Origin of the sequence: Paenibacillus sp. J2TS4 (assembly GCF_018403245.1) — a bacterium.
Taxonomy (GTDB): Bacteria; Bacillota; Bacilli; order Paenibacillales; family NBRC-103111; genus Paenibacillus_L.
Genome location: NZ_BOSH01000002.1, coordinates 572,173 through 588,408, shown reverse-complemented (window position 1 = coordinate 588,408; position 16,236 = coordinate 572,173). Strand labels below are relative to the sequence as shown.

17 protein-coding genes are annotated in these 16,236 nt (G+C 48.1%); 14 read left to right on the top strand and 3 right to left on the bottom strand.

All coding sequences use genetic code 11. From position 1 onward, the window contains the following. Nucleotides 1-55 precede the first annotated feature (55 nt). From KJS69_RS06910 to KJS69_RS29615, 7 genes are all read left to right on the top strand, one after another. A complete protein-coding gene (locus KJS69_RS06910; RefSeq protein ID WP_213582912.1) occupies nucleotides 56-580 on the top strand; it encodes a hypothetical protein in 525 nt (174 codons plus the stop codon). Between the two features lie 348 nt (nucleotides 581-928). Further along, nucleotides 929-1,579: a cysteine hydrolase family protein gene (locus KJS69_RS06905; RefSeq protein ID WP_213582910.1), complete on the top strand. Its 651-nt coding sequence runs from the start codon at nucleotides 929-931 to the stop codon at nucleotides 1,577-1,579. 175 nt (nucleotides 1,580-1,754) lie between these two features. Further along, the gene (locus tag KJS69_RS06900) at nucleotides 1,755-1,928 is read left to right on the top strand and encodes a hypothetical protein (protein ID WP_213582908.1); all 174 of its coding nucleotides are present in this window, start codon (nucleotides 1,755-1,757) and stop codon (nucleotides 1,926-1,928) included. Nucleotides 1,929-2,701: 773 nt separating this feature from the next. Next, a complete protein-coding gene (locus KJS69_RS06895; protein WP_213582906.1) occupies nucleotides 2,702-3,706 on the top strand; it encodes a 2-oxoacid:acceptor oxidoreductase family protein in 1,005 nt (334 codons plus the stop codon). A gap of 46 nt (nucleotides 3,707-3,752) precedes the next feature. Continuing rightward, the gene (locus KJS69_RS06890) at nucleotides 3,753-6,059 is read left to right on the top strand and encodes a thiamine pyrophosphate-dependent enzyme (protein ID WP_213582893.1); all 2,307 of its coding nucleotides are present in this window, start codon (nucleotides 3,753-3,755) and stop codon (nucleotides 6,057-6,059) included. A gap of 182 nt (nucleotides 6,060-6,241) precedes the next feature. Continuing rightward, on the top strand, nucleotides 6,242-6,541 hold the full coding sequence (locus tag KJS69_RS06885) for a hypothetical protein (protein WP_213582891.1): 300 nt from the start codon (nucleotides 6,242-6,244) through the stop codon (nucleotides 6,539-6,541). 32 nt (nucleotides 6,542-6,573) lie between these two features. Beyond that, entirely contained in the window at nucleotides 6,574-6,639 is a 66-nt protein-coding gene (locus KJS69_RS29615) for a hypothetical protein (protein ID WP_249730415.1), read from the top strand. Nucleotides 6,640-6,716: 77 nt separating this feature from the next. On the opposite strand, the gene KJS69_RS06875 is transcribed toward KJS69_RS29615, so the two are convergent. Then, nucleotides 6,717-7,301, bottom strand: a complete 585-nt coding sequence (locus KJS69_RS06875; RefSeq protein WP_213582889.1) for a DUF421 domain-containing protein — start codon at nucleotides 7,299-7,301, stop codon at nucleotides 6,717-6,719. Nucleotides 7,302-7,540: 239 nt separating this feature from the next. Between KJS69_RS06875 and KJS69_RS06870 the strand changes: the two genes are divergently transcribed. Next, nucleotides 7,541-8,650, top strand: a complete 1,110-nt coding sequence (locus KJS69_RS06870; protein WP_213582888.1) for an AI-2E family transporter — start codon at nucleotides 7,541-7,543, stop codon at nucleotides 8,648-8,650. A gap of 96 nt (nucleotides 8,651-8,746) precedes the next feature. On the opposite strand, the gene KJS69_RS06865 is transcribed toward KJS69_RS06870, so the two are convergent. Then, the gene (locus tag KJS69_RS06865; protein WP_213582886.1) at nucleotides 8,747-10,105 is read right to left on the bottom strand and encodes a PASTA domain-containing protein; all 1,359 of its coding nucleotides are present in this window, start codon (nucleotides 10,103-10,105) and stop codon (nucleotides 8,747-8,749) included. Between the two features lie 474 nt (nucleotides 10,106-10,579). Between KJS69_RS06865 and KJS69_RS06860 the strand changes: the two genes are divergently transcribed. The 4 genes from KJS69_RS06860 (at nucleotide 10,580) to KJS69_RS06845 (ending at nucleotide 13,175) form a co-directional block, all read left to right on the top strand. After that, nucleotides 10,580-11,167, top strand: a complete 588-nt coding sequence (locus tag KJS69_RS06860) for a YqaA family protein (RefSeq protein ID WP_213582884.1) — start codon at nucleotides 10,580-10,582, stop codon at nucleotides 11,165-11,167. A 22-nt stretch (nucleotides 11,168-11,189) separates the two neighbouring features. Continuing rightward, nucleotides 11,190-11,711, top strand: coding sequence for a phosphatase PAP2 family protein (locus KJS69_RS06855; protein WP_213582882.1), 522 nt, complete (start codon nucleotides 11,190-11,192; stop codon nucleotides 11,709-11,711). Between the two features lie 34 nt (nucleotides 11,712-11,745). Next, complete coding sequence (locus tag KJS69_RS06850) at nucleotides 11,746-12,234, top strand: DUF3995 domain-containing protein (RefSeq protein ID WP_213582873.1); 489 nt, start codon at nucleotides 11,746-11,748, stop codon at nucleotides 12,232-12,234. Between the two features lie 155 nt (nucleotides 12,235-12,389). After that, complete coding sequence (locus tag KJS69_RS06845; RefSeq protein ID WP_213582871.1) at nucleotides 12,390-13,175, top strand: class I SAM-dependent methyltransferase; 786 nt, start codon at nucleotides 12,390-12,392, stop codon at nucleotides 13,173-13,175. 149 nt (nucleotides 13,176-13,324) lie between these two features. On the opposite strand, the gene KJS69_RS06840 is transcribed toward KJS69_RS06845, so the two are convergent. Then, entirely contained in the window at nucleotides 13,325-14,140 is an 816-nt protein-coding gene (locus tag KJS69_RS06840) for a DUF368 domain-containing protein (RefSeq protein ID WP_213582869.1), read from the bottom strand. Between the two features lie 402 nt (nucleotides 14,141-14,542). On the opposite strand from KJS69_RS06840, the gene KJS69_RS06835 reads away from it, so the two are divergent. Together KJS69_RS06835 and KJS69_RS06830 are read left to right on the top strand one after the other, a co-directional pair. Continuing rightward, the gene (locus KJS69_RS06835) at nucleotides 14,543-15,463 is read left to right on the top strand and encodes an ABC transporter ATP-binding protein (RefSeq protein WP_213582868.1); all 921 of its coding nucleotides are present in this window, start codon (nucleotides 14,543-14,545) and stop codon (nucleotides 15,461-15,463) included. Next, entirely contained in the window at nucleotides 15,463-16,215 is a 753-nt protein-coding gene (locus KJS69_RS06830) for an ABC transporter permease (protein ID WP_213582867.1), read from the top strand. Before KJS69_RS06835 ends, KJS69_RS06830 begins: the two co-directional genes overlap by 1 nt. Nucleotides 16,216-16,236: the final 21 nt, after the last annotated feature.

Below are 16,236 nucleotides of genomic sequence, written 5' to 3'. Positions count from 1 at the left end.
CTCAGTGAAGAAAGCAACTGTGGCTCTGCATGGACGGCAAGTGGAGAGAGCAACTGTGCACCGCGCATGGACGGCAAGTGGAGAGAGCAACTGTGCACCGCGCATGGACGGCAAGTGGAGAGAGCAACTGTGCACCGCGCATGGACGGCAAGTGGAGAGAGCAACTGTGCACCGCGCATGGACGGCAAGTGGAGAGAGCAACTGTGCACCGCGCATGGACGGCAAGTGGAGAGAGCAACTGTGCACCGCGCATGGACGGCAAGTGGAGAGAGCAACTGTGCACCGCGCATGGACGGCAAGTGGAGAGAGCAACTGTGCACCGCGCATGGACGGCAAGTGGAGAGAGCAACTGTGCACCGCGCATGGACGGCAAGTGGAGAGAGCAACTGTGCACCGCGCATGGACGGCAAGTGCAGAGCAGCTGTGCACCGCGCATGGACGGCATAGTGCAAAAAGCAACCCTACTCCGCAAGGACCGCACTGTTCTGTGGATGCACCGTATTGGCGAGGGGATAAATCCGGGTCTATCGGTTGTCCCCTCGCTCCTCTTGTTATTTCTGCGATGAGAATAACCTCTTGAAAATCGCAAAGACATGCAGAAATACATGTCAGTTTGCGAAAATCAGCAAATATTGAAGAAGACGTGCGATAGTGCAGGTCATTCGCCACCAAAAGTGGAAAATCGGCCAAAAGGCTAAATTCACCTGCACAATTGCATGTCATTTGCTGATTTCAATTCAACCCCTCCCAAAGACCTGCACATTTGCTGGTTCTATAGATGTGTCCCATCCATATCAGATGATCCTTGCGCGAACGCACCTGAAGTTGAATGAAATAGAACACAATTCACTGTTGAAAAGGGTTAGCTAAGCCCAACCATAATCTTATATAATGTTAATAATAGTAGCGCTGAAAGAGGAGGGACAAAATGAGTAAATATACAGAGCCGCATTGGGAGCACTCCATTCTTATAACCGTCGACACACAAAACGACTTCACATTACCAGGTGCCCCTGCTGAAATCACAGGGACAGCCGCGGTTTTGCCGACAATGAATCAGGTCCTGGAGGCATATAGAGCAAAAGGATTACCTGTTTTACATGTGATTCGTTACTACAAGGAAGATGGTTCCAATGTGGATTTATGCCGTAAAGAAGCCGTTGAGAATGGGGCCAGAATCGCTGCTCCAAATAGTGAGGGTGCGGAATTGGCGGAAGAGATTCGGCCACCGGACTACAAACAGTTGAATGCCGGCAAGTTATTAAACGGCGAATTCCAATCGATAGGTAATAAAGAATGGGTCATGTATAAATCTCGTTGGGGTGCATTTTATAAAACGGATCTAGAGAGCTTCCTGCAAAATCAAGGAATGAATACACTAGTATTCACGGGCTGTAATTTTCCGAATTGCCCGCGTACCTCCATGTACGAAGCTAGTGAAAGAGACTTTCGTATAGTGATGGTTAAGGATGCCATGTCACAAGTGTATGATAGAGGGATACAGGAGATGGGGAATATAGGCGTAACGGTATGTAAAGCAGCCGATGTTTTGGAATCTCTTTCAACTCTGGTTATTTAACAACTTGCGTCAGAAGTCTCCTTCCTCAGCGAAGCAGGTGGGAGATGAATGAGGCCTTTCCCGAACGGAGATATGCAGGGAAAGCCTGGATTTGTTCTAGTCACTTTGATGTGAAAAATTCCCCGAACAGGAATGTATGTGTGTAAGAATGGAACAAATGTTCGGGGTGGGTTCTATGATTAGTGTTCAAATTGTACGGTTCCATGCCTCCAAACGAGATATCGAGCGACTATATGCCTGTAATCGCGAATCTGCCCAGGTGTGGAATACGTGCTTGCAGCTCGCTAAGAACTACTATTTGGAGCATCGGAAATGGATTTCGCAGTCAGAGCTTCAGAAGCAGTCATAAGTACTTGTTCGCACGAGACGTCGCCCACCAAGCGGTGCGTAAGGGCATCCAATCTGCTAAATACCCCTATAAGATCAAGAAGCACTACAATACGAAATGGGTCAAAGACGGGTTCAAGGTGAGCCAGGAATATACTCAGCCAAGCATTCTATGGCGAGTTCCTGCATTTTGATGTAGAAAGCAAGATGAAGTATCTACGGATTGCTTAGGCAAGAAAGTAGTAGACGGGCTGTTCCGCCCCCGATGTCTACAAGAGGCATAGGTTGCTTACTAAGACAACTTCACAGATACCCCGTACTTTTGATATGGAGTAGATCGGGCAAATCCCTATCTACAATAGGTACATGAAGTTATCCGTGGTAAGAAGCCCCGACTTCAACTCACGATAGCGAGTAAGTCGGGGAGGTTCACTATGGCATCAAAGAAAGCCTCCCCAAGCAAAATTCATACATTCTACGGGCATTTATGGAGCGGCTAATGAATAACTTCTATAAGTGGCTTTATTGGATTCCAGCTCATACTATGTTGCAAAATCACCCCCAATTTTAAGATGCTCCGAAATTTTAATTAATAACATTAAATATTAATTAAATTAAATGATTACACCTTGCTCATTCGTTTCAAATCCGGGCGTCATTTTTCGCAGATCAGGGCTTGTCTTTCGGTTTTTGGATACAAAAAATGGTTGATTATAGAGAATTAACTGATAATATTAAATTATAGAAATATTCGAAATATATTGGATGTAATGATCCTGCGAAAGGAGCAGTGCTATGGTTACTTTGCCAAAACTAAATGAACTGGGATTTTTTGAAATCCGATTGGAATCGATTGGCGGTCTCGGGGCCAACCTGGCGGGCAAAATGCTTGCGGAAGCCGGTGTCGTCGGTTCCGGCTTGAACGGCGTTAGCTTCTCCTCTTACGGTTCGGAAAAGAAAGGCTCCCCTGTTAAGGCGCACATCCGTTTTTGCGATCATACTACTAACATCCGCGATACTACTCCAGTCGAACGGCCTCACATTGTCGGTATCTTCCATGAATCTCTATCCAAAACCATCAACGTCATCAGCGGAATCTACGAAGACAGCCTTGTTCTGGTCAATTCAGCGAAAACCCCCGAACAGCTTAAACAAAGAATGAATCTGAAGGGCGGCACTATAGCCGTATTAGATGCCATTGCTATCGCCTTGGAGGAAAAAAACCGGGTCAATATGGCGATGCTTGGAGCCCTGTTCAAGCTTTGTCCGTTTCTCGATCCGGATCAAATGAAGCAGGTCATCCGCAAGTCTCTTGAAAAGAAATACCCCCAAGCGGTTCAACCGGCGCTCAACACGTTTGAAAGGGGTTACAATGAGGTTAAGTCCCAAACGTTCGAGCTCCCGGAAGGCGAGGTTATGCCGGGCTATGTACGTCAGGATACTCCGCTGCTAGGCTATGCCACACAGCCGATGGGAGGAACGATTACTAATCCGGGGAATAGTATATTGAAAGATTTGAGCATATCCCGGGCGGGGATGATGCCTCATTTTGACCTGGACAAATGTATTCATTGCGCGGCATGCGATAACGTTTGCCCGGATTTTTGCTTCGTCTGGGATGAGCAGGAGGACAGGCGAGGGCGTCCGCAAATGTTTCTGCAAGGCATCGATTATCAGTACTGCAAAGGCTGTCTTAAATGCGTTCAGGCTTGTCCTACGGAAGCGTTGGCCAGCGCGAGAGAAGAGGAGGGCTATGCCGATCAACACCGGGTTCCGCACCGTTTTGACTTGGCTTTATAAGGAATCCATAGTAGATCATTCCATAAGGAGAAGGGTGGAATAGCCAATGGCAATGGATTTGAAGAAAGAAATAGGTCAAGGGAAGGTCGAACAAAGGATTGTCTATGAATCGGGAAACGAGATGGCGGCTTATGCGGCCCATCAAATAAATTATCACATTATGGGTTACTTTCCGATCTCCCCCTCGACGGAAGTAGCCCAATTTCTCGATTTGATGAAGGCAAATGGCCAGCATGATATTGTGTTGATTCCCGCTGATGGCGAACACGGCTCTGCGGGAGTCTGCTATGGGGCGTCGACGGCGGGCGGCCGGGTGTTCAACGCTACGAGCGCCAACGGCTATCTGTACATGCTGGAGCAGATGCCGGTGCAATCGGGGACCCGCTTTCCGATGGTGATGAATCTGGTGTGCCGGTCCGTGTCGGGGCCGCTGGATATACACGGGGATCATTCCGATTTATACTACGCCTTGAACACCGGTTGGCCGATCCTGATGTGCCGGGACCCGCAGGCCGTATATGATATGAATATTATGGCAATCAAGCTGGCTGAGGATCCTGAGGTCCGTCTGCCTGTATTGGTAGCTTCCGACGGATACTTCACCTCTCATCAAAAGCGGAGAGTACAGACGTTTGCGCATCGCGCGGATGTTCACAAGTTTATCGGAGAGCAGCCGGTTCGCGGGTTTCCGGATACACTGGACCGCCATAATCCCATTACGGTAGGTCCGTACATGAACGAACCTGATTATATTAACAACTGTTATCAGCAGTCTATGGCCATGTACAAGGCGGAAGAAGTCTACGACCGGATTCGGCGGGAGTATTGCGAATTAACCGGGCGAGATTACCCGCTTCTGGATCTGTACCGGATGGAGGATGCGGAGGTGGCGGTGCTCCTGCTCAACTCTTCCGCCGAGATCATTAAAGATGTCGTCGATCAACTGCGGGCCGAGGGAATCAAAGCGGGCTCTATCTCGCCTAACATGATCCGCCCGTTTCCCGCCAAGGCGATAGCTGAAGCACTGAGGAAGGTTAAAGCAGTGACGGTGGGCGACCGGGCGGATTCCTATGGCGGACACGGAGGCAATATGGTTCTGGAAGTGAAGGCGGCTCTGTTCACCCATGGGAACCGGGACACGCAGGTTATCAGCAGAGTATACGGCCTGGGCGGCAAGGATTTCTATGCCGAGGACGGCCATCACTTCTTCCAATTGGCTATGGATGCCGTGAATAAGGGCAAGGTGGAGGTTCCGTTTGACTATTTCGGACATACTCCAGGCGATCCTGCGAAAGCGCCCAAGCGCGTTCTGAAGCCCATGAAGTTCGAGGAGCTTAAAACCGGGCTTATTACGGTTAAGCCGGATGAGCAAAGCGGCAAGCTGACGGTCAAAATGCCTCCGCTGCGATCGCTAACCCGCAAGCCCAAACGAATCGCTCCGGGTCACGGAGCTTGCCCAGGCTGTGGGATTTTCTCGGGGCTGGAGCTGTTCTTCAAAGGAATCGAAGGCGATATCGTCGCCCTGTTCCATACCGGCTGCGCGATGGTCGTTACGACCGGATACCCATATTCCTCCCACAAGGCCACCTACATTCACAACCTGTTTCAGAACGGAGCCGCCACTCTCTCCGGAGTCGTGGAGATGTTCTGGGAGCGTAAAAGAAGAGGCGAGCTGGATGACTTGAACTTGCCCGATGACTTTACCTTCGTCATGATTACCGGAGACGGAGGAATGGATATCGGCATGGGCCCGGCCATTGGGGCTGCGCTGCGCAATCATAAAATGATCATTCTGGAGTACGATAATGAAGGCTATATGAACACAGGGGCACAATTGTCTTACTCGACGCCGATGGGGCATCGCACCTCTACTTCCAATGTAGGATCTTTCCAGGGAGGCAAGTTGTTTCATCATAAAGACACAGCGCAAATTATGGCGGCCACCCATATTCCGTACGTCTTCACCGGCTCTGAGGCCTATCCCCAGGATTTGGTCCGCAAAGCGGCCAAAGCTCAATGGTACTCGCAGAATGAAGGGCTGGTCTACGGGAAAATCTTGATCGCCTGTCCGTTAAATTGGCTGTCGGAAGATCAGGACGGCTCGAACATTGTGGGAGCGGCTGTCGAATCCTGCTTCTTCCCGCTGTATGAAGTGGAGCGGGGAATAACGAATATTACGTACAATCCAGATGAAAAGAAGAAGCGCATTCCACTGGTGGACTGGTTGAAAACAATGGGGAAAACAAAGCACATGGTGAAGGAGGAGTACGCGGAGGCTTTACAGGCGTTCGAAGCAGAGGTCGAGAGACGTTGGTCTGCTCTGAAAGCTAAGCACGAGCACCCTGCTCTGTAGAGGCTGATTTGAATTAGGCGCGCGACCTAATGTGTGACCGTCCAGGTTCTGTTATGGCTAAGCAAAGGCACCACCGTCTATGGCGGGGTGCCTTTATAAATCCGAATTTCAGGTTGGCTAGCGCAGCCGGAGGAAAAGCAGCTTGGAGAACTTTTTAGCCATGAAAGGAGAGAGTACAGGCCTTGCCTTACATATGCTGGAATTCCGAGACGAAGCAGGTTTATACGCGCTTGCAGCTTAACAAATACAATATGGAGTACTACGGGGTTTGGTATAATGAGATGGACGAAGAGAACGGCATCCCAAAGATAGAACAGACGGAATTAATTAGAAGTTTTGGCTTGCAGGATGCAGACCTTTGGACGTTAGTGGAGGTAGACGAAAGGACACTAAAGCTGTTTAATGTCAAACTAAATAACAGCCCTAAGGTCCGATTATATTATGACGGTCACAACCACTCCTGGAGCGAGCCGCAGCCATAGCGGAAGATGCAGGGGATCGGCCTACCGCGGACATGCTGGTTAATATTCAAGCCGAGCTGGAGAAAAATCTTTGGATGCTGCGGGCGTTTTTGTCCTAATCCATAATTCCCGGGAACCCTCCGGGATTTTTTTGTATCTCTTCTCTTTTCATTATATAGAAATTGACGACTGCTCATTAATCCAAATCCGGCTGAATAGGGGGACGGTGCTCTTCGCTTATCACTTCGTCAAACAGATTCATGCTTGGCTGCGATCTTTCCTTAGGCCGCATCAAGTTAAGCTGGGCCAGAATCTTCTCCAATTCTCCAATGGTTACCGGCTGAGCCTGTCTCATCAGTTCATAGCCCAGCAGCCCGTTGATTTCGATTGTCCCCGTTTTGACATCGCTGAACGAAGCGATTCCTTTTTCTCTCATTCTCGCCTCCAGCTGATCCACGGTGATTCGCAGCTTTTTCAAGTTTTTAGTGATAATCTTTCCGTCCTTAATCACAAGTGTAGCCCTGCCCATAAATAATCTTTCCATTAAGTTGAATTTCAATGCCAAGTACTGTACGGTTAGTAGCAATACTACAAAAGTTGCTAGGGTGAGCAATGTTTTCCATAACCCGTCCTCGGACACAGCATGTCCCATGACGGATGCCATCGCCAGCAAGGTGATGATTTCCAGTCCGGTCATTTCGGCAACCGTTTTTTTGCCCAGAATTCTTAGAAAGATAAACCCGCAAAATAAAACGATTAGAGCATTCCAAAGAAAGCCCATCTAAAACTGCCTCCTTAAATGTTTGTCAAGAATAGCTTGTCTCCGCTTTCGACAATTATACCCAATTAGCAGGAGGGTGGAGAGATGAAAGAAGTGAAATGATTTAGGGGAATGAGAACAGCAGGAAGGTTGCGTCCGCCTTAAGTTGAAAATAAAGGGTTGAATCAAGTATAGTCAATACATAGTCTACGGGCCCGGCTTCCAGGAAGCCTGACCGGATGAAGCATGGGGAGGGTCTAGTGTTAAAATATAAAAGAACAATCTATTTTTTTGTCGTTCTGATCATTGCTTTACTGTTATATAAATTAATCGACAACGTTGGTTATGTACTGACCTGGGTTTCGTCCATTCTAAAGCTGCTGACTCCGTTTTTCATTGCCTTCTTCATCGCCTATTTACTTAGACCGATCGTCAATTTTATTGAATCGAAGCTGCACCGCTTGCGGTTCAAGAGGTTGATCAGCATCCTGATCGTTTTTGCCGGGGTGCTTGGATTTATCATTGTTTCCATTACCTATGTCTCTCCGAAGGTCATTGACAGCGTTACACGCTTACTGTCCAATATGCCCTATTATATCCGGGAGACGAATACATGGATAACGGAAAATATTCTAAGCCATGAGTGGGCGCAGAAATATCAGATTGCCGACCATGCTCAGGAAATGATTAATTCCTTGTCCAATTCGGTAAGCGATATTCTTGGATTGATTCTTAACAATATTACGTCCGGTCTATTTATGCTGACCTCTACTTTAATCAACATTGTTCTTGGCTTGGTTATATCTATCTATATGTTAAAAGATAAAGAGAAGCTGGCCGTAGGGGCACAAAGACTTCTCAAGGCACTCTTTACGGAAGCGCGTGCGGATAAAATCGTTCAATCGGTGAAAAGGGTCGATGAAGTATTTTCCAGATACTTTGCCGGAGTTATCTTCGATTCGCTAATTGTCGGCTTCATCAGCTTTCTCGGTCTGCTTGCATTGAAGGCGCCTCATGCGCTGCTGGCCGCTGTCGTCATCACGATTACGAACGTTATTCCGTACTTCGGACCTCTAGTCGGGATGGTCTTCGTAACGATCATCACATTATTCGTCTCACCATTGCAGGCTATATGGGTTGCCCTGTTTGTATTCCTGGTTCAGCAGTTCGACGGCTATTACCTCGGTCCGAAAATATTGGGCAGCAAGGTCGGCATCAGCCCGCTATGGGTCATTATGGCCATTCTGATTGGCGGCGGGACGTTCGGAATCATTGGCATGTTTATCGCAGTTCCTGTATTCTCGGTCATTAAAACAGCCATTGACACGTTCATTAATCGCAAGCTGCATGAGAAACAAAATCCGATATGAGGCTGCAAATGAAACTAGACCGTTGGAACCGCGGATGAAGGTAAATCTCGAAAGAAAAAAGCTGCCGATACGATTCGGCAGCCGGATCTACTAATCTTATCTGCTCACCCAGAAGGTAATATTAGTTCCCTTCGGAACTTCCTCTGCCGCCGCAGGCTCCTGTTTAAATACATTGCCTTGCGGCTGTTCATCATTATTTTCGATATGATATTCGTAACGCAGCCCGTTATCGAGAGCGGTCTGCTCGGCCTCTTCTCTGCTAAGCCCAATCAGATTCGGGACAGGAACGATAGCCTGTTCTGGATCGATGCCGGCTCCGTCCTCATCTGGCTCATCACCAGCATCCGTTGGCGGATCTTCCTGATCTTGTTGCCCTTCCTGATTCCCATCTCCGGTCTTATCCTTCTCCTTAGTCTGTCCGCCGTTGTCTGAGCTGCCGTCTGGATTGTCATTATCCGTAATGGCGGGGGGCTCTGTGGAATCTGGTCCTGGCGTCGTCACCGGCGGGGGAGAGGGGGACGGGTCGGCCAAGTCTCCTTTCGTTTTTTGTAAGAAAACTCCAATGATTAGAACGACACAGACGACGGAAACCCCGGCAATAAATATTTTCCTTGTGGGAGAGGTCGATTTCTTATCGGAGTCCTCTTCTTCCCTATTTTCTATGGGCTCTTCTACAGCAGCTTTCATTGAATGAGGGGCGTCTTTGTCCGCTTTCATCTGGAGCCTTTCATTCGTGCTGCGGCTAGGTATATAAGTTCGCGGTTCTTGTTCACTTCCTACAATAAGATCGTGCAGGCCAAATAAAAAGGAAGGCAGCGATTCTTCGCCATTCATAGCACGTCGAACGATAGCCATCAATTTCTCTCGATGCGGCATAGGCAGGTCGCTCATCGTCTCGCGCAGCTGCTGTTCATAGTTGTGAAGATCCAATGGAATTTCTGCAGAACGCGAACTCAACTGATACAGAAGAATACAGAGTCCTTTGACCCCTTTGCGGTTTTTTGCTCCTTCCGTCCAATAATTGATAAATTTATACGTGCCATTATGGCACCAAATATTTTCGGCGGTGACGGAAAAATAATCCATATCATTCTCGGCCGCTTCTTGCAGACCCCGCCCCAGCTCAAACAACAAAGCGAGAATATCTCGCGATGTTCGGCCAGGATGGGTCAGATCGTGGAGCAGCGGATACCCTTCACAAGCGTGTAAGGAAATAAAAATATAATCTTTATCTACTCCTGCATCAAGAATATGGATGAATCTTTCGTCATTGATCCGAGCGGCTTCCCCAATCGTGTGAAAGTAAATTTCCGTTGCAGATTCTCCAGGCTTTTCGGTCAAAAAAAGAAAGACGTCCCGCTGCAAAGAAATATCTCTAGCGCTATATAAGAATCCATCCATTAAGGATGCTTTTTGCTTGACCAAGCTATATCGTTTGCCGATAAGCAGCTCCATAATCGTATTCCTCCTCGTCTACCACTTCCTACATATTATCATAGAGCGGTTAAGGATGGACAGAGAACACACAGGAGAATAAATTATACCGCTAACATCGATGCCATTCCGCAAGGGGCCGGTGAGAATTGTCCTATTCAGCCCAAAGGTAATCTATTTCCAGACGGGTCCACGACTTAGGTCTAGGATCAAGTCTCGTCGTCAGTCGGTTCTGCAAATCGATAGATCCGATTAAAATGAGGCTATCATTTTTTCGTTGGGGGTCATGGAAATGCCAGAAGAAAACAAGTGGAAGATGCCTCAAACCGATTTCGGCGCCATACAGACAAAGATGATTCGACTCATAATGGCGGCTCCGTGCAAATATGCTTCCAAAGCTATGGACGCGGGACAGGACAATATGTTAAGCTTCGGACGAAAGCTTGTGCTCCAGCCGTTGAATTCTGAAGGTTGCTTAAGAAAGAAAACGGTTTGATGGATGCAATATTAGAGTTTTTGCGTAACTTCGGTGCTGCGGGACTGTTTATTCATGCCATGATAGACGCTATTCTATTTCCGATTCCCGCTTTATTTCTTCAGTTATCATTAAGCGCCTTGAATCCGGAATCGGCCCTCTGGCTAGCTACGCTGGGCTATGCCGGTTGTTTGGCGGGGACGCCGATAGGCTACGGAATTGGCAAGGCGTCAGGAAATTTAGTTTTGAGCAAAATCATTAAACAGAAGTGGCTGGATGCGGCCACGGCGCTGTTTCGTCGGCATGGGGAAGCGGCCATACTGATAGGCTCGTTTACTCCGATTCCGTTTAAACTGTTTACTATTTTATCCGGTTGTATGAACTATCCGTTGTGGAAGCTGCTGGTTTATGCTGCGATCGGGCGTGCGGTCAAGTTTTACGCCGTCGGCTTCATGTTCTATATCTATGGCAGAGCGGCGGAGCATATGGTAGGTCGAGTGCTGGGAATCATTCTGCTGCTGGCTGGTGTTCTGATCACCGCAGTGTGGCTGTTCATACGAAATTATCGTAAGCGGAAGAAAGGTAAAGCGCCGGAGAGCGAAAGCTGAAATCCGGAGGTGAATCATTAAGTTGCAACGGTTAAAACAATTCGACCACGCTCTGTTTGTGTGGTGCAATCAGAGAATCAGCAACGGATTTTTGGATCGGTTATTAGGATGGATAACTCATATGGGCGGAGCTACTTTTACCATTCTGTGCACTTTGATCGTTATTTGGTTTGCTCCGGAAGATTGGAGGGGGGCGGGCAAGCACAGTCTGATCGCCCTCATCGTCAGCCATCTCATTACCACTCTCATTAAAAAAAAGGTCCAGCGAATTCGTCCTTTTCGTATTTTGGAGCAAGTTAAATTAGGGAATTTTCCGCTTAAAGATTATTCCTTTCCATCTGGTCATACGACAGCCATTTTTGCGGTTGTCACGCCTTTTCTGTTTCTTTTTCCGATGCCTGTTTCCATCCTGCTGATCCTACTCGCTCTGCTGGTCGGGTTGTCCAGAGTTTACTGGGGCTACCACTTTCCTTCGGATTGTGTTGCGGGAGGAACTTTAGGGACGGTAACCGCGCTGCTGGTTGTTCTTTTTATTGATTTTTGACCTCAAGCTTGTGAAGGAAGAGGATGAAGCTCTTATGAAATTTATTAGCAGGACATGGGCTGTCTTCGCCGGAGCTTTATGGTCCTTTATTTTTGCAGGAATGAGTTTTTATTGGGCGGCTGGCGGGATGATGGGCCTGGAATCGTTGGGAGGTCAAATATACCGTCTGGCGCTTGAAAGAGATCCTGATTTCTTACCTGTGGTATGGCTTACCGGAATAGTGAAGGTGATGGGCGGAGTGCTGCTGTTATTCATGCTAAAAAAGTGGCATTCCCGGCTCTGGAATAAAATGATATACTACACCGCTTGGATAGCTGGAATAGTTTTATTGTTATATGGAGCGGCTAACTTCACAACTATCGGCTTAGCCAAACTGGGATGGCTCCACATGGAGCTTAATATATATGCTATACATTGGCGCTTGTATTTCTGGGAGCCATTCTGGATGGTTGGTGGAGTACTCTATATGATGGCAAGTATAAAGTTTAAGCGGATTTCAACCTTTTCAAGGGTCAAATCATGAGAAATCCGGGGATAACAGCGATCGGCAGTCCAAACTTAGCTCGCAGCGAAATGGTTGGCAGCATGACACATAAAAACAATTTATATATTTGAAAGAAATGATTAGTTTTACTTTTTATGGATGTGGATGTAAGCTTGCTTTGAGGTGATTAAAGCATGCTCAAAAAAGTCAGTTTTGGTCAGGTTGCCAGCGATTATGCCAAGTTTCGCGATGAGCTTCCGCAAGTCATCTTTGAACAATTCAAGCAGAGAGGCGTAGAGCTCTCTGGGAAGAAAGTAATGGATCTGGGCTCGGGCAGCGGCATCTTCAGCAGAGCATTGGCCAGTCAGGGTGCTTCAGTAGTCGGGATTGAACCGGAACGGAGCTTGATTAAGGAAGCGGCAGCTCTGGATTCTTCGCAAGGGTACAACATACAGTACCTTCATTCACAAGCTGAGATTGTGGATTGGCCGGACCGCAGCCAGGATGTCATTACCGCCTTGAGGGCGTGGCACTGGTTTGACCGCACCGCAGTTATCCGAGAAGTGCAGCGGCTGCTTAAACCAAGAGGACACCTAATCGTTATTCAATCCGTATTCGTCCCCCGTCTATCGGAAGTCGCCCAACAAACGCTGCAAATCGTCAAGGATAGCGGGGTGGAGGTGAAGCCGGCCGGTGCTATGGGCGAGACCAAGGAAAGACGATGCGGATTCCCTGTTCATTGGTTTCGGGAGTGGGAAGAGGCTGGCTTCCAGCTTATTGATGTATGGGAATATGATTACGATCTATCGTTCTCCATTGAAGAATGGTGCGGGAAGGTGAGGACGATTTCGTGGATGACTTCGGTGGAGGAAGCTGCCAAAAACGATATTCTAACCGAAATAAAGAATCATTTAAGCAAATGCGACGTACTGCTTGTCATTCCGCACCAATATTCCGTTGCGGTTTTGCAGATGCCGTAAATGAAGCAGGTCTTCAATGCTTTAGTGAGCTGAGTTTAAGAAAAGACAGTCGGACAGCGCATAGGCTGGTTTGACTGTCTTTTTTGCCAAGCAATGATAAGCGGTGAAGCTAAGCTGAGAAACTCCCTCGTTATTAGAGCATGAGTCCGTTATGGGCGGGTTCTGGAGCCGAAGGCCAGGGCCAAGCTGAGACCCGCAACAAAAGTAACGGCACTAACAGCTATAGTCTCTATATGGCTTGGGAAGCCGGGAAACACCACCGCGACGGACCCAAAGATCAGGCCGATAATGACAGCGTAAGTCGTGTGGGAATAATGGGAAAGCAAATAACGGATCCCTTTGCTGCTCACTATAAAACCGATGATGACTCCTGCTCCGATCGTGGCGATGAGTGGAACATTCAGCTCGGAAAGAGCATGGATCGCCGTAGGATATACTCCCAGCAGGAGCAGCACGAAGGAGCCGCTAATGCCTGGCAGCAGCATGGCCATACTGGCGAGCCAGCCGGAGAAGAATAGGCCCAGGATAGTAAGAAACGATAAACTGGTAATCGGTTCTGCAGAGTTATCCGTTGGCAGAAAGGCCAGGGAAGCAGCCAGTACAACCGCGACAAGCATCATGATAATATGCCGCTTTGAAAAATTACGTTTAGCATCGGATTGCTTCAGCAGGAAGGGGACGATGCCGATAATTAGACCGACAAAAAAGAATTGGGTAGGCTCGTAATGATGCGCCAAAAGATACTTGATCAACCGGCTCAATAAAATTAAAGCTGTTCCCATTCCGACAGCCAGCGGAATGAGAAATCCGATATGGCGTTTCCATTCCCGGCTAAAAAACCCACTGATCGCTTCCAGCAGCCGATCATAAATTCCCAGCATAATAGCCAGTGTGCCTCCGCTTACTCCCGGGATTAAATCTGTGGCTCCTATTAGCAAGCCTCTATAAATGTTTCTCCACTCCATGTCATCCTGTCCTCTCTTATTATCCAATAGCATAGTAAAAATAGATTTGAGATTTTTCTTTGAAAAGTTCTTCGTCTTTCATCAGTTTTTGGCCCAGAAATACTATACCATATTTATCTGTCATTCCGCCTCCCAAATCGTTGAGAGAAACCAATTTCCAACTAAAGTGCTGCATATTTTGAACCATTTTGGATAACGTGGCTGTTGACGCTTCGTTTACGAGATTCCTCGGAGCCGGTTGATCGCCTTATGTCAAGCCGTGAACTAAGGGCTGAATTCAGGTACGTGGCAATCTATAAATTCTGGATGAAAAGCGGCCAAAGCCGTTGACATTATTTGAAAAACAGATTACTCTGTATTTCAGAGTAAATAAATATTGCAGTTATGGGAGAGGGTGAGGAAGTGGATACGGTGATTGAGCTTGATCATGTTATAAAGAAATATGGAGCTAACGTAGCCGTGAATGATGTATCTTTGCAGGTCAACAAAGGGGAAATCTTTGGTGTCGTAGGACCGAACGGGGCGGGTAAAACGACCTTGATCGAAATGATTGAAGGACTGCGGGTTGCGGATAGCGGCAGTGTGAAGGTGCTGGGCAAAGATATTCGCAGCCAGGCGGAAGACATTAAACGGAGAATAGGTGTTCTGCTTCAATCGACCTCGGTCCCCGGGAATGCCAAGGTGAAGGAGATTCTGAACGTTTTTTCTTCGTTCTATGACAGAACATCCGATCTCAACGAAATTAACCGTTTCCTTGGGTTGCAGGATAAACAAAACGCCTCCTTCAAGTCCTTATCCGGCGGTTGGAAGCAGCGTGTATCGCTGGCACTGGCCTTGATTAACGATCCGGATATCGTCTTCCTGGATGAGCCGAGCATGGGGTTGGACCCGACAGCCCGGAATCAGATGTGGCTAATGATTAAGCAATTAAGGGAGGCGGGCCGGACGATTGTCGTTACGACCCATTACATGGAAGAAGCGGAAGAGCTGTGCGACCGGGTAGCCGTCATGAGCCGCGGCCGTCTGATTGCGTTGGATACTCCTGAGCGGCTTATTGACCTGCTCGGCGGGGCGAAGAGGGTCAGCTTCCAGAATACCGGGCAGACCAGCAAGAAAGCATTGGCGGCGCTATCTCATGTCATCCACGTGGAATGGGAGCCGGATTTGATCCGATTGCATTCTACCGACATTGATCGTACGCTGCAGCAATTATTTCGTCAGGCCGATGCGGAAAACTGGATGGTCAGCAGGCTGAAGCTGGAGGAAACGTCGATGAACGAGGTCTTTAACGAATTGACCTCACCGTTAAGGAGGGAAGCCTGATGAACGCGTTTATTAGACTAACGGCTTTTGATTTCCGGCTGTATTTGCGGGATTGGATTACTATCTTCTGGGTGCTGGTTTATCCCGCGCTGATGCTGCTCTTATTTGGCTCGATGTACGGCGATGCCCCAGGACAGATCGTTCCAGGCAGCCGATATATCGATGACTATGTCCCGGCCTTATGCGCGATGAATGTTATGTCTGTAGCGCTGTTTACGCTTAACATAAATATGGTTACTTATCGGGAGAATGGCATGCTGAGAAGATTCCGGGTGACCCCGATTCATAAATCAGCGGTGCTGGTCTCCCACGCGGTGCAGGGGCTTGTTCTGGTACTGGCCGGCGCTGTCGAAATTATCGTCATTGCCAAGCTGCTCTGGGATATTCAGCTTTCCGCGGCATCTGTGGTGGTGTTTTTAGGATGTTTGTTATTTGGAATGATTGGCTTGTTCAGTATCGGATTTGCTTTGTCGGGGCTCGTCAGCAGTCCGGGAGCGGCAAGCGGGCTGGCGATGGTTATCTTTTTTCCGATGTTGTTTCTCTCAGGCATTGCGATGCCGCTGGAGATTTTCCCCAAGGTTCTGCAGTCTGCCAGTCAGTGGATCCCGATGACCTATTTCGTTAATCTAGTGAAAGGGGTATGGCATGGCCAACCGCTGTCAGGATTCGGATTGGAGCTGATCGTGCTCGCTGGTTTTACGATTATTAGCGGTATGCTTGCATTATTACTCTTTCGATGGGAAAATCGATAACGAAGGAAGGTAAATTATGTA